Here is a 23,509-nt window from a genome sequence, read left to right as displayed (position 1 = left end):
TATGTTGAATAGTGGTAGGTAGTGATCTCTCACTACCTTTATATCCTTTACTTAGTAATAGCTTCACAATGTGCAGAGGCTGCTTTCTTTGCCTTAGCACGCTTGTAAGCTTTTAGTCCCATGGAAGTGACCACAGACATGAACATGACAAGAGTTAAAACAAGAGATATCGGTCGATCAATAAATATGGATAAACTACCTTGACTGATAATGAGAGATTGCAAAAAATTACTTTCAGCCATACCACCTAAGACTAAAGCAAGAACTGTAGCAGCAGGCGAATAGCCATAAACCTTCATACCAAAACCAATGATCCCCATAATCAATAACATCGATGTCTCAATAATGCTGTTATTCATGGCATAGGCGCCGACAACACACAAGATCACAATGACCGGTACAACTAATCTATAAGGTACATCTAGAAATTTCACGAAGATAGGAATAGCCACAATACTCAAGGCTACCAGAATCATATTCCCCATATACATGCTCGCCACTAATCCCCAAACAAGGTCTGGATTAGTATCTATCAACATAGGACCTGGCTGTAACCCCCACATCATCAAAGCACCAAGAAGTACTGCTGTTGCTCCAGAGCCGGGAATTCCTAGTGAAATCAGCGGTACCATAGCGCCTGCAGAAGCAGCGTTATTAGCGGTTTCAGGTGCAACTAAACCTCGCATTTCACCTTTACCAAATTTCTCCGGTTCTTTAGATAGTTTCTTTTCAACTGAATAGGCAAGAATAGAACCTATTGTTGCTCCAGAACCAGGAAGCACCCCCGCTACAAAACCAATTACGGAGCCTCGTAGGAATGTCCATTTTGACTCAATATAATCTTTGGTTGTTGGCCAGAAATCTTTTGAACGAAAGCTGAAGTCTAGCCTTACATTTGAACGCTTGTGTTGACCGGTATAAATACAATGGAGCAATTCACCTATACCGAATAGACCGATGGCCACAGGTACAAAATAAATACCTCCTATTAGCTCTGGAGAACCAAACGTATATCGTTGTGCTCCACTCACTGAGTCAACGCCAACAACAGAAATGACAAAACCAAACAATGCCGATATAACGCCATTTAATCGATTTTCTCCCATCATCGTCGTCAGAAGTAACATACCCAACATAATAATAAGGAAATATTCAGATGGTCCAAACTGTGATGCAAAGTCGGCAAGGATTGGGGCGAAACCACAAATTAATATAACCCCAAGCGTTCCGCCTACAAATGATGCTATAGCCTGCATGACTAATGCGGGGCCTGCACGGCCGTTTTGTGCCAGAGGATAACCATCCAAAGTTGACGCAACTGTAGCCGACTCTCCAGGTGTATTAATCAAAATAGAGGTAATAGTTCCTCCATACATAGAACCATAATAAATCCCTGATAACATGATAATTGCGGTTGTCGGATTTAAACCAAACGTCATAGGAATTAGAATTGCAATTCCAGCTGCAGGACCAAATCCAGGGAAAAGCCCCACTACCATACCAACTAGAGCTCCAATAAGTAGGAACATAATATTGGTTGTAGTAAATGCCACCGATAATCCATAAGACAAATTACCGAATAATTCGTTAATAAACATAATGATACATCTCCATCGATCAATTAAATGCGCCTAGTAATCCATCAGGTAACCCTGCTTGCAACCAAACATCAAAAAGTAGATAAACCGATGTAGGAAAAACAACCGAATAAACAATATTCTGCACAATTTTTCTCGGGTTGAAGTAGCTTAAAAAAACCAAACAAAACAATATCATGGACAAAAATGCGCCTAAGATATTAAAGGTAAAAATAAACAAACTTAAACAGACGACCGCAACCATTGCATCTTTTGCATAGTGTGAATCACGCCCTTTACGTACAATCTCGTTTAATTCTCTATCGGACTTCAGTTTTTGTATAATTCTGAAATCTTTAATAACATTAATAGAAGTTGTAATGATTAACATGACTCCTATAATAAGTGGAAAATAGCCAGGACCAGGTCTATTACTGATGTCATATAAATCAAGCGTAACCAATCCATATACAGTAAAAGCAACAGAAAACACTAACGTTGCAACTGAAAATAAAAATCGCATAATTATCCCTATACAAGCGGTAACTCCTGTTACCGCTTGCCTATCATTTTTACTTAATAGCACCAATCTGGGTTAGTACGCGTTTGAAATTCGAATTTGTATGAGCCAGATTTTTTTCAAAATCATCGCCCCAAACGGTATTCCCAGAAAGACTGTTCGTTGTTAAATATGTTTTCCATTCTTTAGTCGCAACCACTTTCTTTAGTGTTTCAACCCACCATTGCTGAATATCGGAATCGACACCTTTTGGCATCACGATCCCCCTAGGTAAAGCAAATGCAAAATCGTAGCCCTGTTCTTTAAATGTTGGTACATCTGAATAGACCGTACTACGCTGCTCTTCTGAGTATGCTAGTGGACGAAAATTACCGGCTTTAATTTGCCCAGAGACCTCAGATGGGTTGGCTACAATTGCATCAACACTGTGTGATGTAAGAGAGGTAACCATCCCTCCACCATCTTGCGATGGGACATAATCGAATGTAAAACCTGCCTTTTCCGCAAATAAACTGGCGACCACACGTTCGGGGCCGGCAGCTCCGGTTCCACCCATTACTACACGGTTTTTCTTAGCGTACTCAACAAAGTCTTTAGCTGTTTTAAAGTCCGAATCTGCCCTAACAACTAACAACATAGCGTCTTGAGCTAATAGACCAATCGGCGTAAAGTCTTCGAATGTCCAACCTGTATTTGAAATCAGCGGAGTGCCTAGAAAATTACCGCTAGTTGATGTCAAGTGATAAGGGTTTCCTTTTTGTTGAGCAACATAATTAAAACCGACTGCACCACTACCACCAGCTAAGTTATCTACACGAATGTTTTTAGGGTAATAATCATATTTCCTCAGAATATCAACAACCGTTCTTGACATAAGATCGTTACCACCGCCAGGACCAAAGGCAATAGTGTAATTCAAACGTTCTTTAGGATAATCCAGATCCTTAGCAAAACTCGGAGCTGTCGCTAATACAGATAATGTCAATGGCAGAATCGTTAAGTGTTTTAATAATGACATGTTATGTTCCTTATAATGTAGGGTAAGACGTTGTAATTCTTATTTTTTCTTAAGTCTTTATTCTGTTAATTTGTAGTGATAATTTCAGCTACGATATTACTAAACGCTTGGCATCCCAAAGAACCACCAAGATCAGGAGTCCTATAAGAAGGGTTTTCTAATGCTGCATCCACTGCAGAAACAATCGCTTTTGATGCCTTTACAAAGTCCGAACGTTCCTGTTTTTGACCCATCCAGTCAATCAACATAGCAACCGATAAAATCATTGAAACTGGGTTAGCAATATCTTTCCCTGCGATATCAGGCGCAGAACCATGTTGAGCTTGCGCACAGCAAATCTCATCGTTGGCCATAACGGAACCAGCTAGTCCAAGGCTTCCCGACAACTCGCTGGCAAGATCACTAATAATGTCTCCATAAAAGTTAGTCGCCACAAGGACATCAAAGCGTTCTGGATTACGAACTAAATGCGCAGTAGATGCATCGACTAGCAAGTCGTCGCTCTCTACTTCTGGATACTCTTTCGCAACATCCCGAACTGCCTCTAAAAACAGACCATCTGTCATGTGGAAACTGTTTGCTTTATGGATTGCAGTCACTTTTTTACGGCGTGTCATTGCTAGTTCAAAAGCTTTACGTGCAATACGTTCACTGCAATGGCGGGTGATTTTTCGAATTGACAGAGCCATATCTGGAGAGGGTTTTACTTCTCCCCAACCTTCTGTCATGTTGCGATCTGGGTAAAATCCTTCCGTCGCCTCTCGCATTATGACGAGATCTATGGACTTTCCTTCACTCATGTTGGTTGGAAGAAAAGAACGTGAACGTGCAGGACGAACGTTGGCATAAAGGTCTAAACCAATTCGGAAACCAGCAGACACGTTACGGCCACCTTGTTCTGGTTTTGGGTAGTCTGCGTGGGATTGAGTACCAAGAATAATGCCGTCATAGGTTTTGGCTCGATCTAATACTTCTTGACGTAACGTCGTGCCATATTTTTTCAGGCTCTCAAAACCAACATCCTCAAAATCTAGCGTCAGGTTTAGTCCAAATTTATGGTCTGCAGCCTTAAGCACATTGATAGATGCGCTAACAATTTCCGGACCAATACCATCCCCTGGTAAAACGATAAGTTTCATAATATTCCTCTATTAGATCATTGGTTGTTATTTAAAAAGTTGAACACTAGCCTTCAAGTAAATTCTTCAAATGAAGCACTGCACAGTGAGGACTAGATAAAACTGGCTTTCCTGTTGCTTTTTCCAGTTCAGTTTTGGCATACGAAGATGAAAAATGCGCCAACATATAGATAGATTCTGTCGATAGTGCTTTAATCGCTTGAACCACCAATTGGTTGTGCGTATCAATATCTCCGCGGCTTAGTGCAATACGTGACTCAGGCACACACACACAAGTTAATTCAGTAGTAACACCTTGTGATTGAGCTTCTAGGTAGAACTCACTTTCCATACCTTCCATTGCAGGAGCGAATGACCCGATCATAGTTATAGGTGTTTTCATACTTAATGCTTTTTTGAACATCGCCTCATTTGGTTTTAAAACGGGTGTGGATGTTTGAGATGCCACTTGCTCTATTGCCTCTCCAAATGCAGAGCACGTAAACATGATCGCATCAGTGCCTGTTTGCATCGCCATCTCCGTAAGGTCAGCTATTCGACGATATAGGGCAGGCGTGATCTGTTTAGACTTAGCTCGTTCAATACTTAATGACTGATCCCACAAATGGACCAGCTGAGCTTCGGGCCACAGCTCTTGAAAGGCCTTTTTTATCGGCTCAATAGCAATATCTACAGCGTGGATTAAAGTTATTTTTTTCATACACTCGCACTTTGTATTTTGTGTTAACTAAATACACTATTAATTTAAAACTGATGATTGTCAACGAATTGTTAATCAAAAAGATAACTTTAACTTCGTATAGAAATCGAAACACAAAAGAAATATAAACATTAAAATCAAGTGGTTATATGAAATTAAATCATATTAACTTGATTAAGATCACATTATTTTCATGATTAATTGTTTTTTGTAGTTGTTAAATACATCACAATTTAACTTATTCTTCACACTATGAATTCATTGGTATTCACAAAATACAATTTATGGTGGATAATTATTTCGACTTGTATAAGAAGGAAGAATGATCTGGATGACCGTATCAACAAACGATAAGAAAAAGGATTCAGTGTTATTGTTAGCAAACAAAGTGCTTAGCGAAATCACGAAAGAAGGCCTGGCAATAGGAGCACATATAAAAGAAACTAAGTTTTCCAACTTGCTTAAAGTATCCAGAACACCGATAAGGAATGCTTTCGCATACTTAGAAAATGAAGGAGTATTAATAAAGAAACCAAATCAAGGCTATTTTCTTGCTGAGACAACTGACGTCAGGTCATTACTTGACTCACAAGTATTCAACCCAGAAATATCAAATCTCAGCCCGCTTTGTTATCAGATAGGTCAGGCGTATCTAAGTGGAAAGCTAACAAAAAGCTTTACTGAAAATGAACTCATGGCCCGTTATGAGAAAAGCCGAAAAACAGTCCAAGAAGCCCTGATCACATTAGAAAAAGAAGGATGGCTTAGTCGTAGCCTTGGTTACGGTTGGGAGTTTAAAGAATTTATCTCTTCGCCCAAGGCGTATGCTCAGAGTTATCGATTCCGCCAATTGATTGAAACTCAAGCCTTAAGAGAGCCGGATTTTGTTATCAACACGACAAAAATTCAGATGTTGCGTATGTCCCAAATTGAAATTCTAAACAATGACAGCAAACTAGTTTCTGCAGGTGACATGTTTAATGCCGGAGTCTTATTTCATGAAACTTTAGTCTCAATGTCTGGCAATATTTTTCTGCTTGATTCATTAAAACGAATAAACAGGTTACGCCGTTTGATTGAATATAACGTCAATACGAAAAGAGCGATCCCGAGGAAAGAATGCGAAGAGCATTTATCTCTATTGGAGCTAATTGAGAATGGTCAGATGGAAGAAGCCGCAGCATTCTTAGAAAAACATTTAGGTCGTACTGCGGCGGTGAAAGAAAGTATTGCAACCGAGTTGTTTGGATGAATGCATATTTAGAAGTTGTTAGGCATACTTTTGGATAGGGCAAGCTCGTATTGAATAGATATAAACAATTTTCAGCGCTGAATCACAATGGGGCAGAACCTTCCTAGCCCCTCTTATGAACTAGCTAATTTCTGGACACAAAAATGAGTTACAGGTTTCGCTCAATTAGTAGTTAACGAATTAGCAAAGGTATCACAAAACCCCAAGTGGGGTGGCTAAATTCACTATGCCACTACACTTGGAGGAATCACATATTCCTGAACACCAGCGGCTTCCAACAATGCATAGAAGTCTGCGACATTGGCTCTTTTTCCTCTTTGCTGACAATAGGAAAATATCGCCCTTTGTTTCGCACGAAACAGTGCTACAAAAAATGTCGATAACCCTTCTGAATCGCCAGGTCGATAGGACCACCAAGCATTATCATCGATCCCCATGAAAATAGTTGTATCGAATTCCAGCCCCTTGCTTTTATGAATAGTCATTAGCGGAATCTGATTTGTACCTTCAAATTCTTCCAGGAAATTTCCCCAGGAACTCTGGGTATCAACACAGTTTGTAAAAAACTCTTCAAGTGCTGCTAGGTTTATTTCAAGCAGATCTCCAGTAGCGTAACGAGCAAATGTTTTCCGAAGATCATTCAAATCAATAAAGGCAATCATTCGTTCAAAAACGAGGCGAGCATTGTCTGGTGTAAGTGATTGTCGCATCAACTCCTTGAGTTCAGAAATAAATAATGCTAATCGGCGTTCAACCTGTCTCAGTGCTTTTTCATCTTCTGGGGGTGTGTTACGAAGCAGCTGTACATCTGCAGATAAATCTATTTTCACCCGCTCTAGCACGGCTGAGGTTAATACTCTCTTTCCCATCCGACGGAATTCTCTTTTCGCGACTCGCTCTCCTTTTTTTGCTACCAATCGTTCGAAAGGAGTTTTCTTATTGACCCGCTTCCGAAAAGATTCATAAGTTGGGTATTTGTACTTCGTTCCATTACTCAGATTATGCTGACGCAATTTCCTTCGCACGCGCTTGTAGGCGCTTCTTATACGTACTTTCCGTCCAGAGATAACACCTTCTACAGCTTGTTCCATTAAAGCATCAACGAATGTTGGTACTTTAGCTTTACGGTTACCCTTATATTTATTCTTGGGAGCTAAGCTAACTGGATTACAACCAGACGCTCTGAAAACTAACCACCAACGGTATATTGATATCGCACTTGGAATCTTCTTGTCATTTAATCGTTGTAGTGCAACACGATGCGGTTCAATAGTCTTTGGAATAATTTGTTCGCACTTACCGGCTAAATAACGAAGGATACTTAGACGAAAAGTAATCTGTGTGGCTACATCGTCAGGAAATGCTGATATATCTTGATATCTTGATATGTTGATTCGTCGATATCGTTGGTATCAAAACTTCTATCATTCAGTTCAAGTTTTTCTTCCTGAAGTGCTGACTTCCAATGAAAACTCGAAAATGATTTCTTAAGCATAACAACCCAATTCGAATTCAGATTCGAGAGATAGAGGTGTTTCTAAGCTTGCTTGGCGTAAGTTTCGAGAGAGCAGGTCACACAGAATTGGTAATATTTTTCTTCCATTTAAGCCGAGGTGTTGTCCTAAACTCTTTGCGGTTTGGGGCCCATTCAATTTAAGTATAGTAAGGAGAGTTTGATGAAAGTGATTCAGGTCATCTCTTGAAGCATATCGATGCAAAAGCTTAAGATTACCTCATCTAATATTTCTTCCTCTTTAGCCAGCTCTAGCTCCAAACCTAGCTCAAACGCGCCTTGAACTTTTGCTTTCCATCCACATTGAAATTCCTCTTTTGAGCTTTCCATATCGGATTTTACTTCGTACAGCTTAAACACACCGGTATAAAATTGAACTAGAAAGTCTGGAACATAGGTATGGGTCTTGCCATTTAAACAGTATGAAAATCTTATTGGCTGAGAACAGAAACGAACGATACTAGACTCAAAATCAAAATGATAGCAAGCAGCACATTCTAAAAAAGATTCTACTGTAACTCTTTTTCCCATTTTAGCACTAATGTAACGGTGTATGTTTTTCCCGCGCGACTTAGTTAGGTTTCAAGCAGGCGTGTCAAATGCATCTTCAAGTGCAATCAGAGTGGCAGTAGAAGGAGAAGGTAGATCAGACATGATATTGCCTCTTCACAATTTTGTCGTAAACTTACGAAAGTTTAGACCATGAAAAAGCAATATCAAATTATAGTTGTATTAAATATCAATATATGGTTGTATCAACACTTACTCTCTTCCGCAAACCTTATTCTCTTCCATAAACATTGTTTTCTTGCTCTTGAACACGGATAAAAGTAGTTCGTTTGGTTAACTCTTTAAGCTTAGCCGCACCAACGTACGTACAGGTTGACCGTACGCCACCAAGAATATCATTGATGGTGTCATGCACAGTGCCACGGAATGGAATCAATACCGTTTTGCCTTCTGCTGCTCGGTATTTCGCAACACCACCAGAGTGCTTCTTCATAGCAGACTGAGAAGACATGCCATAAAATTTCATGAAGGTTTTGCCATCTTGCTCAATGCGCTCACCGCCTGATTCTTCATGACCCGCTAGCATGCCGCCTAGCATGACGAAATCTGCTCCGCCGCCAAAGGCTTTCGATACATCGCCCGCACATGTACAGCCACCATCACCGATGATCATACCACCTAAACCATGAGCGGCATCGCCACATTCGATAATAGCGGAAAGTTGTGGGTAGCCAACACCAGTTTTAACACGGGTCGTACATACAGAACCTGGGCCGATACCAACTTTAACAATATCTGCTCCAGCTAGAATAAGCTCTTCAACCATATCGCCAGTAACGACGTTACCCGCGCTGATCACTTTATCTGGGAATGCTTCACGAACTTTCATTACGTAGTCAACTAGGTGCTCAGAATAACCATTCGCAATATCAATACAGATAAAGATCAAATCTTCACTCATTGCCATGATGTCTTTGGTTTTTTGAAAATCGTCTTCTGAAGTCCCCGTTGATACCATTGCATTATTTAACACGCTCGCATCATTTGATTCGATAAAACCTTTCCAGTCTTCTACTGAGTAGTGTTTATGGATCGCAGTCATTACACCATGTTCTGCTAACGCTTTCGCCATATCGAAACTACCAACAGAATCCATATTAGCCGCAATAACAGGTACACCTGACCATTGACGTCCGCTGTGCTTGAACGTAAAATCGCGGGTTAAATTTACTTGAGAACGACTTTTTAATGTTGAACGCTTCGGGCGGAATAACACATCTTTAAAGCCTAACTTAAGTTCTTGTTCGATACGCATAATGCAAATTTCCTTAATTACATAAAATGTATGTGCCGATTCTGGTACAGGCAGCCATGTATGTACTGCTTGCGTTATGAATACTTTGGCAGAAGCGTTCATATATTTCGGACACAAAAAAACCGGAGCGTTGGCAGACGCTCCGGTTTTCAGCATTATAGGCTGTGATTTTTTTATTGCTAGTCTGCTATTTTAAATTTTTTTGTGATACCTTACGTCAGATAACAACTCAAAAACTGACTAGTCAGTCAATATCAAAACCAGTAAAATATCTTACTTATTATATATTTATGGAAAAAATGTAAGAATCGCAATCCGAAAAATCACTGCGAAGACTAACAAGCTCACTCCAAACTTATAAAACTTGAATTCATTCACGGTCATGTCAACACGCTTATAGAAAACCGTCACCACCCCTTTCCAATCTTGACTACGTTTTCCATATTCAAATAAGCTGAATAACACACATGCGATCCCAATCAACAAAATCGATTTTTCAATAATAACTAATGCCATTTCCATAACTGCTTCTCCTTTGCTCTATCTGTACTATGAAAGAGTTAAAGAGAAATATCTGTAGTACTTAGGTCGAATTTTTGATGATTTGAGATTTGACACAAAAAAAGAGCCAATCATCGCTGATCGGCCCTAAGAATAATATTATAGCAGTGTCACTAAAAGGTGTTGATTACAGTTGAGCTGATGCTACGTAATCTTCTAATTCTTGAACACTTACTGTAGTGATTAGTTCGTTGTTTGCGTAAAACGCAACAGCATCACCAGTTTTCACACCACGTAGAGTTTTTTGAGTGCCATTTACGTAAGAAATATTCATTTCTAGCGTGTTGTTGTCAATTTTTTGGATAGTTGTGTTTTCAACGTCAGCAACGTTAGCTTGAACTGGAGCACCAGTTAGAGAGCTATCTACTTTATCGTTCACTTTTAACCAAGCTTCAACACTTGTATCAACAAGCGCAGGAGATTTGTTAGTGATGATGTTTTTGCCAGTCCAGAACTCAATTGAGTTGAAGATGAATAAATCGGCTACAGAAGCAATACCGTAAACTGGGCTGAGAAGAAGGAAAACGCCTTCACGCGCATAACGGTTATCAACAGCCATTAAGTTAACTTTAGTTACTAGGCCTGTTACACCCATTTGACCCATACAGCCACTTAGAGTTGTTACGCCAAGAGCTGCTACGATCGCCACTTTCAACTTTTTCATAATATATACTCGCTTTTAATGTTATTAGAAATGCTTAGTAAATTTAGCACACTGCCATGAATAGGATAAACTTTTTTACCTTATTTTTGAACTAAGTAGAGTCAAAACAGCACAAACTTAGCTGTTTAATACCCAAGCCATCCATACCATAAAGGATTTACGGCCAAACATTCAAGGTGCTGATTTTTCTAAGGGTTTACTTAACATAAGACTTCATGGTAAAAATCAAATTTCTGTGTTCGATTGTTTACTTTTCTGTTAACCACTTATTTTTCTATTAACTACATATTTGCTATTCTTGCTGATATACCCAAGTAACCTTAAGATGCAGAATTCATAGCTATCATCTTGAAGTTACTTGGGTATAAAGCACTTAATTAAATGGGTTTTTATCGGTATTAATATGAAATTAAAACACCTGACTCTCTTATTTTTTATCACTCTTTTTTCAGGCTGTGCCGTCTATACCGGATTAAATTACGATGATTTATTTGGTAAAGCACAAGTTCAAGATAGAACCCCAGAATACAACAGTAAAGCTGCCCAGCACTTTGTTAATGAAATAAAGCCAATTTTGGACAATCGCTGTGTGGTTTGCCATGCCTGTTATGATGCGCCTTGTCAGTTAAAATTATCCTCAGTCGAGGGGATTGACCGTGGTGCGAACAAGAGCCTTGTTTATCAAGGGACTCGCCTTACCGCATCAAACCCAACGCGTTTATTTGAAGATGCTCAAACAACCCAACAATGGCGTGATATTGGCTTCCACCCAATTTTGAATGAACGTTCACAAATTCCAGAAGCTAATTTGGAAGCTGGTTTAGTTGCTCGCCTATTAGAACAAAAACAAGCCCACCCATTACCTGACCAAAAACAATTAGAAGGCTTTGATTTTAATATTGATCGTGAACAACAGTGCCCGACCATTGAAAGCTTAGATCAATATCAGGCTGACTACCCAACTTGGGGAATGCCTTATGGAATGCCTGCCTTAAATAATACTGAGCACAATAAATTAATGGCATGGTTATCTAGTGGAGCAACGATGACAGCACATGCACCATTATCTGATGCTCAGCAAGCTGAAGTAAAAAAATGGGAGGCCTTTTTCAATGGTGACTCACTAAAGCAACAACTCACTAGCCGCTATATTTATGAGCATTTGTTTTTATCGCATCTCTATTTTACCGATCACTTAAAAGCCACCAAAGATACACCTATTCAATTTTTTGCTTTGGTGCGTTCAACAACTCCGCCAGGCCAGCCAGTCAACCGTATTGCCACTCGTCGCCCTTACGATGAGCCAAATGTTGATCGTGTTTATTACCGTTTAGTTGCCTATCCTGCGACCATTGTCGATAAAACTCATCAGCCTTACGCACTCAATGATAATAAACTGGATCGTATTCAAGAGCTGTTTATTAAACCAGACTATGACGTAAAAGAGTTGCCTAGCTATAAACCGACAGTGGCAGCCAACCCAATGACCGCTTTTGCTGCCTTACCAGTAGAAGCTCGTTATAACTTCATGCTAGATAACGCGCAAAATACCATTATGAGCTTTATTAAAGGCCCTGTGTGCCGAGGTCAATTAGCGCTTAATGTTATCAATGACCGCTTCTGGGTGTTTTTTGTTAACCCTAAAACTGCCCAATTACCTAATGTTAAAAAGTTTTATTATGACCAAACTGACAATCTCAAATTACCGTCAGAAGAACAAAGCAATGTGGTGCCACTTTATCAATGGGTTGCTTATTCAGAGCAGCAAGCTCGTTATTTAAAAGCCAAAACTCAAGCGATGAATCAGTGGTTCGAAAATGGTACTCATTTAACAACGGATCTTGTTTGGGACGGTGATGGTAAAAATGGTAATGCAGCCTTAACAATATTCCGCCATTTTGATAGTGCCTCAGTCGTGAAAGGCTTAGTAGGTAAACCGCCTAAAACCGCTTGGATTATTGATTATGCGTTATTAGAACGAATTCAATATTTATTAGTCGATGGCTTTGATGTGTACGGTAACTTCGGCCACCAGCTGATGACTCGTATGTTCATGGATTTCTTACGTATGGAAGGTGAAGAGAACTTCTTATCCCTACTGCCAATTAAAGACAGACATGAGTTAATGGAAAGTTGGTATCAAGATCCATCACCACAACTCAGCGCCTTTATTCAACGTGATGTGAAAAAATTTGAGCAACCAACCAGCATTCAATATAAAACCGATAAGCCTCAAGATGAATTATATGCCATGCTGAAAAAACGATTAGAGCCTGTGCTTGGTCATCGTTACGAAATACGAGACACCGGATTATCACCACAAAACGAAGTTATTTTACGTAAAATTGATGACATTAAAGGCAAAGGGTTACGCCAAGTACCACAGCTAGTGACTGTTCTTATCACTACAGACAGTGGTAAAGAGCAAGTATTTACCTTAATTCACAATAATGCTCATACCAATATCTCGAGCTTATTTGACGAAGAAAGTAATCGCGATCTTGAAAATGATGATCTGACGTTTGTGAAAGGTGTAGTGGGCAGTTATCCTGCCGCCTTTATACAATTACAAGAAAAAGACATTGCCGATTTTTATCAAGCTTTATCTAGCATTAAGGAAGATCAGGACTACGTCTCTTTGCTAGATAAATATGGCATCCGACGCAGTGATCCTAATTTTTGGTCTTTCAGCGATAATATCCATAAATGGTATGAAAATGACCAACCGATAGAATCCGGTTTACTCGATTATAACCGCTTCGAAAATCGATAATCCGTCAATAGACACCACATATACCAATCAGGCTTGAAGCGATATTCAAGCCTGTTTTTTTATGCTTGCTCTATGATCTAGATAGGTTAAATCGATTTAAGCCAGAAACTCACGACTAAAGCGAGTAACCAGATCTACCAGCCTTTGCTTTTCCTCATCACTAATAAAACTTGCTTCAATCGCATTGAGAGAAAAAGCCTGTAGTTCTTCTAGTGATACCGGTAGTGCTTCTGCTACTGCCATAAAATTATCCGTCATATAACCACCAAAATAGGCAGGATCATCAGAATTAATCGTTACACACAGTCCCTGTCGCAACAAATCGACAATATTGTGATCACTCATATTCTCAAAGACTTTAAGCTTAGTGTTTGATAGTGGACAAACTGTTAGCGGTGTTCGATCTGCTATTAACTGCTTAACTAAGCCTGAGTCTTCGACACAACGTACTCCGTGATCGACTCGTGATACACCTAATAACTTCATTGCATTATGAATATTGGTTGCCGGTCCTTCTTCACCCGCGTGAGCTACAGTTAAAAAACCATGCCCAATCGCTGCTTCAAATACTTCTTTAAACTTTTCCGGTGGATGGCCTTGTTCAGAAGAGTCGAGCCCAATGCCGATAATCTTATCTTTAAATGGCAAGGCTTGTTTTAAGGTTTCAAAGGCCGAATCTTGATCTAAATGACGTAAAAAACACATTATGATCTGGCTTGATATGCCGAGTTCCTCGCGCCCTTTTTGCATCGCTTTATCAATACCATTAATCACGGTTTCAAAAGCAATACCACGTGCGGTATGTGTTTGTGGATCAAAGAAGATTTCAGTGTGAATCACGTTATCTTGCTTACAACGCAGTAAATAGGCCCAAGTTAAATCAAAGAAATCTTGCTCATAAATCAATACATTGGCGCCTTGATAATAGATATCAAGAAACGACTGCAAATCTTCAAATTGATAAGCAGCTTGCACTTCTTCAGGTGAATTAAATGGAATCTCGACGTTATTACGCTTAGCAAGTTCGAACATGAGATCTGGCTCAAGTGAACCTTCAATATGCAAATGCAATTCGACTTTTGGTAAGCCTTCGATAAATGCGGTTATTTGTGGATTCATTGGTTACATCCTTTTCTATTATAAAAATGAATGCGCAACGATTTTTCTTTTGTTCGGTAAACCTTTGCTCTAAATCGAGTATAGGTGACTTCTATCGATCAAGATAAATTCGATACTCAAATTAATGAGCTTGGAGATCTTCGATTGATAATATTGATACAAAGAGAAAACGATCGCCCGCTTACTCTTCGTAATCAGAATTTGAGGATTCTGGTAGAGACTCTCACACCTAGAACAAGCAGTTCAATCAGTAAGATTATACGAAAGGATTTTAGACTACACTAAGCAGCCTAACTGGTGAGAATTGTGGAATAAAAGTGATGAGAATGCAACCCCATCACTTATTCTAGGGCCTGTTGATCTTTCGTGATGATTTTTGCAGCGAATTGTTGGGTATTTGAACAAGGCAGAGGCTCCGTGGTGTAGCTAGCCTACACGAGGAGCCGATAACGCAGTGCAAATACCCAACAAACGCTGCCCAAAGGGTTCGGCTAAAAGCGTTCTATGCCATAGTTCGTAATAAGACAGGTTAAGTCTCACTTACTTAGAATACTAGGCTACAATCGACTTGCCTTGCCTAAAACGCTTTTATCTCGAACAAAATTTAACCACGAAAGAACAACAGGCCCTAGATAACCAATTCCGTATTAGTGTGCACTATCCCAATATAGATTCATAATACGATTCGCTTTCTGCCAACGTTCTGTTGTTTGCAATTCTTTCAAGCTAAAGCTCTGTTGTTTAAGCAAATTCATCGCTTGTGGTACTTCTACAATTGGTAGGTTATCGAGTACTTCAACTGCTGATAGACGGTTATTACACATCAACACCATATCACAACCTGATTGCATTGATTTCAAAGAGCGTTCAGCTGGCCCACCCATAATCGTGGCTCCTTCCATGTTTAAGTCATCAGAAAATACAATGCCTTTAAAATCAAGTTGATTACGCAATACCTCTTTCAACCAATAAGGAGAACCGCTGGCTGGTTGTTCATCGTAATTTGGATAAACTACATGTGCAGGCATCATAGCGTCGAGTATTCCAGCATCAATCTGAGCTTTAAAAATCGCCATGTCATTTTCAAAAATATCGCTGCGATTATCAAATGGGGTTTCGTAATGAGAATCGACAATTACACCACCATGGCCTGGGAAGTGTTTTCCTGTCGTTGCCATACCGACTTGCTTCATGCCTTTCATATAAGCGGAGCTGTAAGTCAAAATAGTATCGAGGTCTTCACCAAAGGCACGACTACCAATCGCTTTGCATTGAAAAGATTGATCCAGCACAGGTGCAAAACTTAAATCGATATCATGGGCAATCAATTCTGCTGCCATTAACCAACCACCAAGTTCCGCCGCTTCAACGCCATTTTCCATTTCAGCATAAGCTTGCGCAGGCGGAATTTTTGTAAAGCCATCACGGAAACGTTGTACACGGCCACCTTCTTGATCTACACCGATAAGGATAGGACGCTTGGCTGCTTGACGAATAGCATGATTTAACGCGATAAGTTGTTCATTATCATGGTAGTTACGAGCAAATAAGATCACACCACCAACGGTTGGGTGCGCTAAAATTTCTTTATCTTCCGCATCAAGTTCATAGCCTTCAACATCTAACCATAATGGACCCATTGCATTTTCCTTCTCATGTATCGAAATATTGCACCAAAATAATCAACAAACGTGATTTATGGTACTGATTTTAAGGTTTTATACGCTATTCTGACACTAATCATGTATGTTTAAAACTCTGTCTTTATACCCAAGTAGCTCCAAGATGATTAGGTTACGACTCAAAAGGTAAATTATGGAAAAATATATCGGCATTATGTCTGGCACCAGTTTAGATGGCGTGGATACCGCATTAGTTGAAACCGATGGAAAGTCGATCCGTTTACTGGCGAAAGATTTTTTCACTATGCCAGAGGATTTAAAGCAAGACGTGTTAGATGTGTGTATTGGTCAGCAAACCACCTTACTTAAAATTGGTGAGATCGATCATCGCTTAGGTCAAGTGTTTGCCGATGCAGTTGATCAACTCATAGATAAAAACAACTTAAATAGGAACGATATCAAAGCAATTGGTAGTCACGGTCAAACCGTGTTTCATGCACCAGATTCCGCTTATCCTTTTACCATGCAAATTGGTGATGCCAATATTATTGCTACGCAAACTGGCATGACTACCGTTGCAGATTTTCGTCGTAAAGACATGGCATTAGGCGGACAAGGTGCCCCGCTGGTTCCCGCTTTCCATCAAGCACTATTTGATCATCTTGATAACCATATTGTGATTTTAAATATCGGCGGCATTGCCAATATTTCCATCATTGATGGCGATAAGACTTCAGGCTACGATACTGGCCCAGGCAACATGCTGATGGATGCTTGGGTTCAGAGTCGCTTTGGTAAACCTTATGATAAAGATGCAGCTATCGCTCGTTCAGGCAAGGTAGCTCCTCCTCTCCTTAAAGTATTATTGGCCGAAAGCTATTTACAACTTCCGGCCCCCAAAAGCACAGGGCGAGAACTATTTAACCTACCTTGGCTAGAAGACAAATTAACTGGCTTGACTCTGAGCAATGAAGATGTACTTGCCACGCTAGCCGAATTTACTGCCATCACCATTGCTAATGAAGTAAAAGCGCTCACTCAAACAAATTGTACTAATGAACTATTAGCTTGTGGTGGCGGTGCTAATAACCCATTGCTTATGGAAAAATTGCAACAACGGCTTCCCGAATGGCAAATAGGTAATACATTGAAATATGGCATTGATGCCGATTACATGGAAGCAATGGCTTTCGCTTGGCTCGCCCACCAAACGATCAATGGTTTACCGGGTAACTTACCTGCTGCCACTGGAGCTTCACGCCTTGCGGTATTAGGTGCGATCTACTTACCTTCGTAGAGATTCCTAACCAGAGGTTACCTAAGTGAATTTCCGGCGCTGAATTCAACATCAACTAATTTAAAGCCAAAATGTTCTGCATCTTGGCTTTTTTGTGAGATATAGATCACATTTAGACATCACTTCTAGCAATACATCAAAACGTCATATAACAGACACCAATCCTTAACATTCCTATTCTAGAGTACTTCCAACACCAAGAAGACACGTAAGTCTCTAATTTAAAACATAGGATTTAAAACAATGAAAAAAGCAGTTCTAGCCACATCAATTTTAGCAGCAATGGTTTCTACTTCTTCTTTAGCAGCAACCGTTTATAAAGATGATACATCTGAGCTAAAAATTGGCGGCCGTGCAGAAGCACGTTTCAATGTTTCAGATAACAACGAATATGATGATGCAGGATTAAAAACTAACAGCACATTTGACGATAAAAGCCGTGCTCGTGTCAGTATTTCTGGTACTACTCAAATCACAGATGGCCTTTCAGGTTTTGGTAAGTACGAAAATGAAGTTGACGGCTCTGATGGCATCAAAACTCGTTACCTATTCGGTGGTATTGGTACTCAAGCTGGTGATTTTTCTTACGGTAAACAAGATACTGCATTAGTAATGATCACAGACTTCACCGATACCATGGCAACGTTTGGCGCAGATGCCGATGATGCCGTAGCTTTACGTGCAGGTAGCGATAAACAAGAAAATAACTTTGCTTATAAAGGTGAGTTTGGTGGCTTTACACTAGGTGCTAACTACCTTGCTGAGGAAGTGGCAGATTCCGATCAATACGCGATTGCTGGTATGTACTCATTTGATTTTGGACTAGATCTAGGTGTGGGTTATGCTGGCGGAAAAGTAGCAAACCAAGACGCTAACCAAGTAGATATCGGTGTACAATACTCTATTGCAGACTTCACTTTCGGTGCCCTTTATCTAATGAACTTTAGTGATGACGCTACTGGTAACAGCGATGATAATGATGGCTACGAAATTTCAGCTCAATACAAGCTGGATAAGTGGACTTTCGTTGGTGTTTATAACTACGCAACAGAAAACGATGGCGATGATGATGCGGTTGATAACGTTGCTATCGAAGCCGTTTACAAGTTTAACAGTAACCTACGCACTTATGCTGGCTACAAGTTTGAAATGATTGATGACCTAGATGACCAAATCCAAGCGGGTATCCGTTACGATTTCTAATCATTGGTAATCATTACCAAAACTAAAAGGCCTGAAACGATATCTTTCGCTTCAGGCCTTTTCCTATTCAGCTATTCGGCAAATTTAATGCTCTACTCCAACATCATAAGCAAAGCTTGCAGTGGATGTTTAGGCTTCATTCCTTCAAAACGTTTCACTTGACTACGACAAGAATAGCCGGTAACCAAACAACGCTCTTTGTCTAAGCGGTTAATATTTGGCTGCCAGCTTAACTGGTAGATGCCTTGTGACATTTCAAACTTATCCGCTTCATGACCAAAGGTCCCCGCCATGCCACAACAACCGACTGGAATGGTTGTTAACACGCCACCAAAGTGGCTAAAAATTTCACCCCAGTGTTTTTCTGAGTTGGGTAACTTGGTTTTCTCGGTACAATGAGAGAACAAATACCAAGGCTTACCATCGGCTTTTGCCGAATAAACAAATGTCGCGAGATTTGGCTGTAACCATTCATGCACACTCAGAACCTGAAAGTCCCCAGCTTTCTCACCAAGCACTTCACGGTATTCATCTCGATAACAAAGCACGGTTGCAGGATCGACACCAACCATAGGAATATTTAACTCAGCTAACTGATTTAAAAACTCAGCGGTTGAAGTCGCAGTTTTAGTAAATTGCTTTAAGAAGCCTTTTACATGTTGAGCTTTACCATTAGGTTTAAACGGCAACACAATTGGCTTTTTACCAAGCTTCACCGCTAAATCAACAAAATCTGACACGACATCGGCATCATAAAAACTGGTAAACGGATCTTGAACTATCAATAGGTAGTCTTGGCGTTTATCTTCTGACAGCGATTGTAACTGTGACAAACTAAATCGACTGTCCCATTGTTGATTGCCTAAACTCTGTTTTAACGTAGGTAGAGATAATAGCGGTGTATCAATGTACCCGACGGTCTTTTTGGTTAGAGACTGCACCCAGCCCATTCCCAACATACCATTGGTGACTTTTGGCATAGTCGCCATTAGCGGCAATAAACTTTCAATATTACCAACTAGGTAGTCTTTAACTGGACGTTGATAACGAGTGTAATAAACGTTTAAAAAGCGTGAACGGAAAGAAGGTACATCAACATTAATTGGGCATTGACTGGCACAAGCTTTACACGCAAGACAGCCATTTAAAGCATCGAAAACTTCATGCGAAAAGTCATATTCATCTTTCTTTTTCATCGAGTTACGAACACGATCGATCATACTTTTTACCGACGTTGACTGCTGCAATGTCGTTTCTTCTAAATCGAGTATATCTACTCCATTAGCAGTTAACTGACGCAACCATTCACGCACCAAGCCTGCTCGGCCTTTTGGAGAGTGACGACGATCTGCCGTGACCTTCATTGACGGACACATAGGTGAATTAACATCATAGTTAAAGCATAAACCGTTGCCATTACATTCCATGGCTTGTCTAAAACTATCACGCACCGTAACCGGAATTTGGCGATCATAAAAAGCACGCTTGGTATCCGATACTTTCACTAGCTGATCTTGGCTTTCAAGCGGAGTACAAATTTTCCCCGGGTTCATTTTATTGAGCGGATCAAATGCGGCTTTCACTCGGCGTAATTGCGTAAACAATTCATCACCAAAAAATTCAGGACCATATTCCGAGCGGTAACCTTTACCATGCTCGCCCCACATTAAACCACCATATTTAGCGACCAGTTTGACCACTTCATCTGATACCTGATGCATCATTTTTTCTTGTTCAGGGTCGCACAAATCTAAAGCAGGACGAACGTGAAGTACCCCAGCGTCAACATGACCAAACATGCCATAGTTAAGGGATTTTTCATCGAGTAAAGTTCGGAACTCAGCAATAAAATTCGCCAAGTTTTCCGGCGGCACACAAGTATCTTCAGCAAATGCAATCGGCTTGGCTCGCCCTTTGGCACCACCGAGAAGCCCTACCGCTTTTTTGCGCATGTTGTAGATTTTATTGATGCTTTCTAGATCATGACAGACCTGAAAACCAATAATGCCACCATCTTCCGTCTCAAGTTGCTTTTCTAATGTTTCGACTAATGCACGAACTTGAGCTTTCACTTCTTGATCATTTTGACCTGCAAACTCAACAATATTGATACCTTGCATATCTTTGCCCGGTACATCCGTCAACAAATCACTGACGGTATGCCATACAATATCTTGCTTCGCCAAATTCAATACTCTTGAATCCACGGTCTCAACCGATAATGCCTGCGCTTTAACCATTAATGGCGCACTTCTTAATGCAGAATCAAAGGAGTTATATTTAATATTAACTAAAGATCGGGATTTAGGGATCGGCGTTAAATTCAGTTTTGCTTCAGTAATAAAGGCTAATGAACCTTCTGCACCACAAAGCACTCGACCCAGGTCAAATACTCCTGATTCATCTTGATCAAATGACAAGGCATTTTTCAGATCATAACCAGTTAAAAAGCGATTTAATGGCGGGAATTTAGCTTCAATGGCAGCACGGTTTTCACGACACACCACTTCGGTCATTCGATATGCTTTATCGGCAAATGTACCCAATTCAGGTTCACCTTGCGAGCCATCAGTTTCATACATTGAACCATCTGCAAACACAGCTTGTAGCGATAATACATGATCGGAGGTTTTGCCGTATTTTAACGATCCTTGACCAGAAGCATCGGTATTAATCATTCCACCTAATGTTGCTCGGTTACTGGTTGATAAATCTGGCGAGAAAAAATAGCCAAACGAACGAACGGCATCATTAAGCTGATCTTTAACCACACCGGATTGAACACGAACCCAGCCTTCCTTTTCATTAACTTCAAGCACTTTGTTCATATAACGTGACATATCGACCACAATACCTTTGGTCAATGATTGTCCGTTGGTGCCAGTCCCCCCACCACGCGGTGAAAAAGTGATAGTAGCAAATTTGTCTTGTGCGCCTATTTTGCCAATGAGCTGCACATCTTGATTATCTTTTGGTAGCACGACCGCTTGAGGAAGCTGCTGATAAACACTGTTATCGGTCGCGACAGCCAAACGGCTGGCATAAGTTTGCTCGATGTCACCAGTAAAGCCAGATGCCTTTAATTCATTTAAGAAAGCATCAACTAAAGGCTCAACATCGTAACCTTGATTAAGTGATGGTAAGAAAGTTTGAGTTGAAGATGATTGTGAAGATTTACTATTTGCCAACATTGCGCATCATGCCCCTACATCGCTGATCCCTTCAGCTAGAAATGGATTATACCCAAGTGACTTCAGGATGCAGAATTCAGAGCTATCATCCATACCTTTAGACAAGGAAGGTTGGTGAAGGAATCTAAGCACCTTAAAATTACATGGGTATATTTTAAATCACTTCACTTTACCTTATTTCAATCACAGTGAGGAGTAGAAAATGTCTTGCGCAACCGATTTATCATACTAATTTGTTTTGTGATTCCAGTTAAACTGTTGTCCTTTCTTACAAGCCCAAAAAACGGTAGAATACGCGGCTCATTATTTTACCCAGACAATTAGTCTATCAATGAGTACACCGAAGGTAATGGATAAACAAAAAGCCCTTAAGAAAATTGCCAAATGCCTTGAGCTAGGTAATTCAGCCAACGTCAATGAAGCAGCCCAAGCAATCAAGATGGCACATAGGCTGATGCTGAAGTATGGCTTGGATAAGGACGATATTGATTTCATTAAATTGGGTAAAACTCAATCTAGCCATCTGCTGCCTGCAAACATTAGCTCTAACATTTTGCGCGTAATACGTGGGATCAATACTCGTTTCGGTATTGAGGCAGTATTACTCAACCACAAAGGTTTAAAGCGTGTTGAGTTTATTGGTGAAGCTGACCGTGCTATTTTCGCCGCTTTTGCATTTGATATTATTTATCGTGAAATGAATGAACAAACGGGCCAGTTCCGCAATAGTTTCTCAGGCACGGGAACAACAAGTGCTGAAGTGACACGTCGTGTTAATTCTTTCTTATCTGGTTGGATCGAAGGTGCCCTTGAAAAACTGCCTTTAATTGCCCCAGACGATGACTCAGCGAATAAGATTAACGACTACATCGATAAAGAATTTCAAAATGTCGATCGTGAAACGTTCAAACAGCAGTTACGTGAGGCCATGAAAAACTTCACGGCAGACTATGAAGTCGGCTTAAAAAAAGGTCGTCGTGTTTCGGTTAACCGCCCGATTGATGGCGCAACAGAAAAGAAACGCTTATCCAAATAACCTCAATATCTCACCGATTTTCGAGCCTGAATGATCCCTTTAATTCAGGCAATCGATTCCCTGATTTTTATTGTTGAGTATTGTGATCAAATACACATTTAACTCATCAATAACATTCGAAAGTGTCACTTTACTTCGCTACACTTCTTGGCGTTCAAGAATTCTAAGATGTTACGGGAAAATATAAAATGGAAAGTGCTCATGGTACTTGCGACTGGTGCAAACAATTCGTAGGTCAATTAACTAAATTAGAATATATCGATGGGATGAGTCATAACGCTTGTCCAGAATGTCACGACTTTGCTCGAATTGATGTTCGACAGTTTAATCTCGCAGAACAGGCTTTAAGAGACAAACAAGCCAAATTGAAATAAATTATAAGCAAAAGAAAGGCGCTCATCATAAGCGCCTTTTTAGATCCAGTTGATATACCCAAATGACTTCAAGATGCAGAATTCCTAGCTATCATCCAGAACTTTAAGCAAGGAAGATTGGCGAA

19 protein-coding genes and 1 riboswitch are annotated in these 23,509 nt (G+C 40.2%); of the genes, 6 read left to right on the top strand and 13 right to left on the bottom strand.

The features are described from left to right. Positions 1-47 precede the first annotated feature (47 nt). The 5 genes from QQJ93_RS03655 to QQJ93_RS03635 all read right to left on the bottom strand — a co-directional run bounded on the left by QQJ93_RS03655 (position 48) and on the right by QQJ93_RS03635 (position 4,954). The gene (locus tag QQJ93_RS03655) at positions 48-1,598 is read right to left on the bottom strand and encodes a tripartite tricarboxylate transporter permease (protein WP_089124138.1); all 1,551 of its coding nucleotides are present in this window, start codon (positions 1,596-1,598) and stop codon (positions 48-50) included. Between the two features lie 19 nt (positions 1,599-1,617). Continuing rightward, positions 1,618-2,100: a tripartite tricarboxylate transporter TctB family protein gene (locus QQJ93_RS03650; protein ID WP_089124137.1), complete on the bottom strand. Its 483-nt coding sequence runs from the start codon at positions 2,098-2,100 to the stop codon at positions 1,618-1,620. Between the two features lie 49 nt (positions 2,101-2,149). Next, positions 2,150-3,115: a Bug family tripartite tricarboxylate transporter substrate binding protein gene (locus tag QQJ93_RS03645; protein ID WP_089124136.1), complete on the bottom strand. Its 966-nt coding sequence runs from the start codon at positions 3,113-3,115 to the stop codon at positions 2,150-2,152. 65 nt (positions 3,116-3,180) lie between these two features. After that, a complete protein-coding gene (locus tag QQJ93_RS03640) occupies positions 3,181-4,254 on the bottom strand; it encodes an isocitrate/isopropylmalate dehydrogenase family protein (protein WP_089124135.1) in 1,074 nt (357 codons plus the stop codon). Positions 4,255-4,300: 46 nt separating this feature from the next. Beyond that, positions 4,301-4,954 (bottom strand): aspartate/glutamate racemase family protein, encoded by a 654-nt coding sequence (locus tag QQJ93_RS03635; protein ID WP_089124134.1) that lies wholly within the window; start codon positions 4,952-4,954, stop codon positions 4,301-4,303. A 322-nt stretch (positions 4,955-5,276) separates the two neighbouring features. Between QQJ93_RS03635 and QQJ93_RS03630 the strand changes: the two genes are divergently transcribed. Continuing rightward, positions 5,277-6,206 carry a GntR family transcriptional regulator gene (locus QQJ93_RS03630; protein ID WP_089124133.1) on the top strand — a complete coding sequence of 310 codons (930 nt, stop codon included), beginning with the start codon at positions 5,277-5,279 and terminating at the stop codon, positions 6,204-6,206. Between the two features lie 224 nt (positions 6,207-6,430). Here the strand turns inward: QQJ93_RS03630 and QQJ93_RS03625 are convergent, their stop codons facing one another. From QQJ93_RS03625 to QQJ93_RS03605, 5 genes are all read right to left on the bottom strand, one after another. Then, positions 6,431-7,297 carry a 3'-5' exonuclease gene (locus tag QQJ93_RS03625; RefSeq protein WP_089124132.1) on the bottom strand — a complete coding sequence of 289 codons (867 nt, stop codon included), beginning with the start codon at positions 7,295-7,297 and terminating at the stop codon, positions 6,431-6,433. 596 nt (positions 7,298-7,893) lie between these two features. Further along, on the bottom strand, positions 7,894-8,250 hold the full coding sequence (locus QQJ93_RS03620) for a TnsA endonuclease N-terminal domain-containing protein (RefSeq protein ID WP_284186029.1): 357 nt from the start codon (positions 8,248-8,250) through the stop codon (positions 7,894-7,896). A gap of 250 nt (positions 8,251-8,500) precedes the next feature. Next, positions 8,501-9,544 carry a GMP reductase gene (locus tag QQJ93_RS03615; protein ID WP_089124131.1) on the bottom strand — a complete coding sequence of 348 codons (1,044 nt, stop codon included), beginning with the start codon at positions 9,542-9,544 and terminating at the stop codon, positions 8,501-8,503. 288 nt (positions 9,545-9,832) lie between these two features. Further along, complete coding sequence (locus QQJ93_RS03610; protein ID WP_089124130.1) at positions 9,833-10,066, bottom strand: hypothetical protein; 234 nt, start codon at positions 10,064-10,066, stop codon at positions 9,833-9,835. Between the two features lie 166 nt (positions 10,067-10,232). Further along, positions 10,233-10,769, bottom strand: coding sequence for a DUF3332 domain-containing protein (locus QQJ93_RS03605; RefSeq protein WP_089124129.1), 537 nt, complete (start codon positions 10,767-10,769; stop codon positions 10,233-10,235). Between the two features lie 403 nt (positions 10,770-11,172). Between QQJ93_RS03605 and QQJ93_RS03600 the strand changes: the two genes are divergently transcribed. Continuing rightward, positions 11,173-13,542 carry a fatty acid cis/trans isomerase gene (locus tag QQJ93_RS03600; protein WP_089124128.1) on the top strand — a complete coding sequence of 790 codons (2,370 nt, stop codon included), beginning with the start codon at positions 11,173-11,175 and terminating at the stop codon, positions 13,540-13,542. Between the two features lie 96 nt (positions 13,543-13,638). On the opposite strand, the gene QQJ93_RS03595 is transcribed toward QQJ93_RS03600, so the two are convergent. Continuing rightward, positions 13,639-14,661: an adenosine deaminase gene (locus QQJ93_RS03595; RefSeq protein ID WP_416376239.1), complete on the bottom strand. Its 1,023-nt coding sequence runs from the start codon at positions 14,659-14,661 to the stop codon at positions 13,639-13,641. Positions 14,662-14,832: 171 nt separating this feature from the next. After that, positions 14,833-14,945: riboswitch (purine riboswitch) on the bottom strand. 363 nt (positions 14,946-15,308) lie between these two features. Next, positions 15,309-16,301 (bottom strand): beta-N-acetylhexosaminidase, encoded by a 993-nt coding sequence (gene nagZ, locus QQJ93_RS03590; RefSeq protein ID WP_089124127.1) that lies wholly within the window; start codon positions 16,299-16,301, stop codon positions 15,309-15,311. Between the two features lie 175 nt (positions 16,302-16,476). Here nagZ and QQJ93_RS03585 point away from each other — a divergent pair, with 175 nt between their 5' ends. Further along, a complete protein-coding gene (locus tag QQJ93_RS03585) occupies positions 16,477-17,580 on the top strand; it encodes an anhydro-N-acetylmuramic acid kinase (RefSeq protein ID WP_089124126.1) in 1,104 nt (367 codons plus the stop codon). 243 nt (positions 17,581-17,823) lie between these two features. Continuing rightward, positions 17,824-18,783, top strand: a complete 960-nt coding sequence (locus QQJ93_RS03580) for a porin (RefSeq protein ID WP_089124125.1) — start codon at positions 17,824-17,826, stop codon at positions 18,781-18,783. Positions 18,784-18,875: 92 nt separating this feature from the next. Here QQJ93_RS03580 and ydiJ read toward each other — a convergent pair whose 3' ends face one another. Further along, positions 18,876-21,974 carry a D-2-hydroxyglutarate dehydrogenase YdiJ gene (ydiJ, locus tag QQJ93_RS03575; RefSeq protein WP_089124124.1) on the bottom strand — a complete coding sequence of 1,033 codons (3,099 nt, stop codon included), beginning with the start codon at positions 21,972-21,974 and terminating at the stop codon, positions 18,876-18,878. A 349-nt stretch (positions 21,975-22,323) separates the two neighbouring features. Between ydiJ and QQJ93_RS03570 the strand changes: the two genes are divergently transcribed. Together QQJ93_RS03570 and QQJ93_RS03565 are read left to right on the top strand one after the other, a co-directional pair. Next, positions 22,324-23,010, top strand: coding sequence for a DUF2786 domain-containing protein (locus QQJ93_RS03570; protein WP_089124123.1), 687 nt, complete (start codon positions 22,324-22,326; stop codon positions 23,008-23,010). 188 nt (positions 23,011-23,198) lie between these two features. Continuing rightward, the gene (locus tag QQJ93_RS03565) at positions 23,199-23,384 is read left to right on the top strand and encodes a hypothetical protein (RefSeq protein ID WP_089124122.1); all 186 of its coding nucleotides are present in this window, start codon (positions 23,199-23,201) and stop codon (positions 23,382-23,384) included. Positions 23,385-23,509: the final 125 nt, after the last annotated feature.

This window comes from Vibrio algivorus, from assembly GCF_030161215.1.
Taxonomy (GTDB): domain Bacteria; phylum Pseudomonadota; class Gammaproteobacteria; order Enterobacterales; family Vibrionaceae; genus Vibrio; species Vibrio algivorus.
The sequence above is the reverse complement of the archived record's forward strand: the minus strand, read 5'-3'. Positions and strand labels throughout refer to the sequence as shown.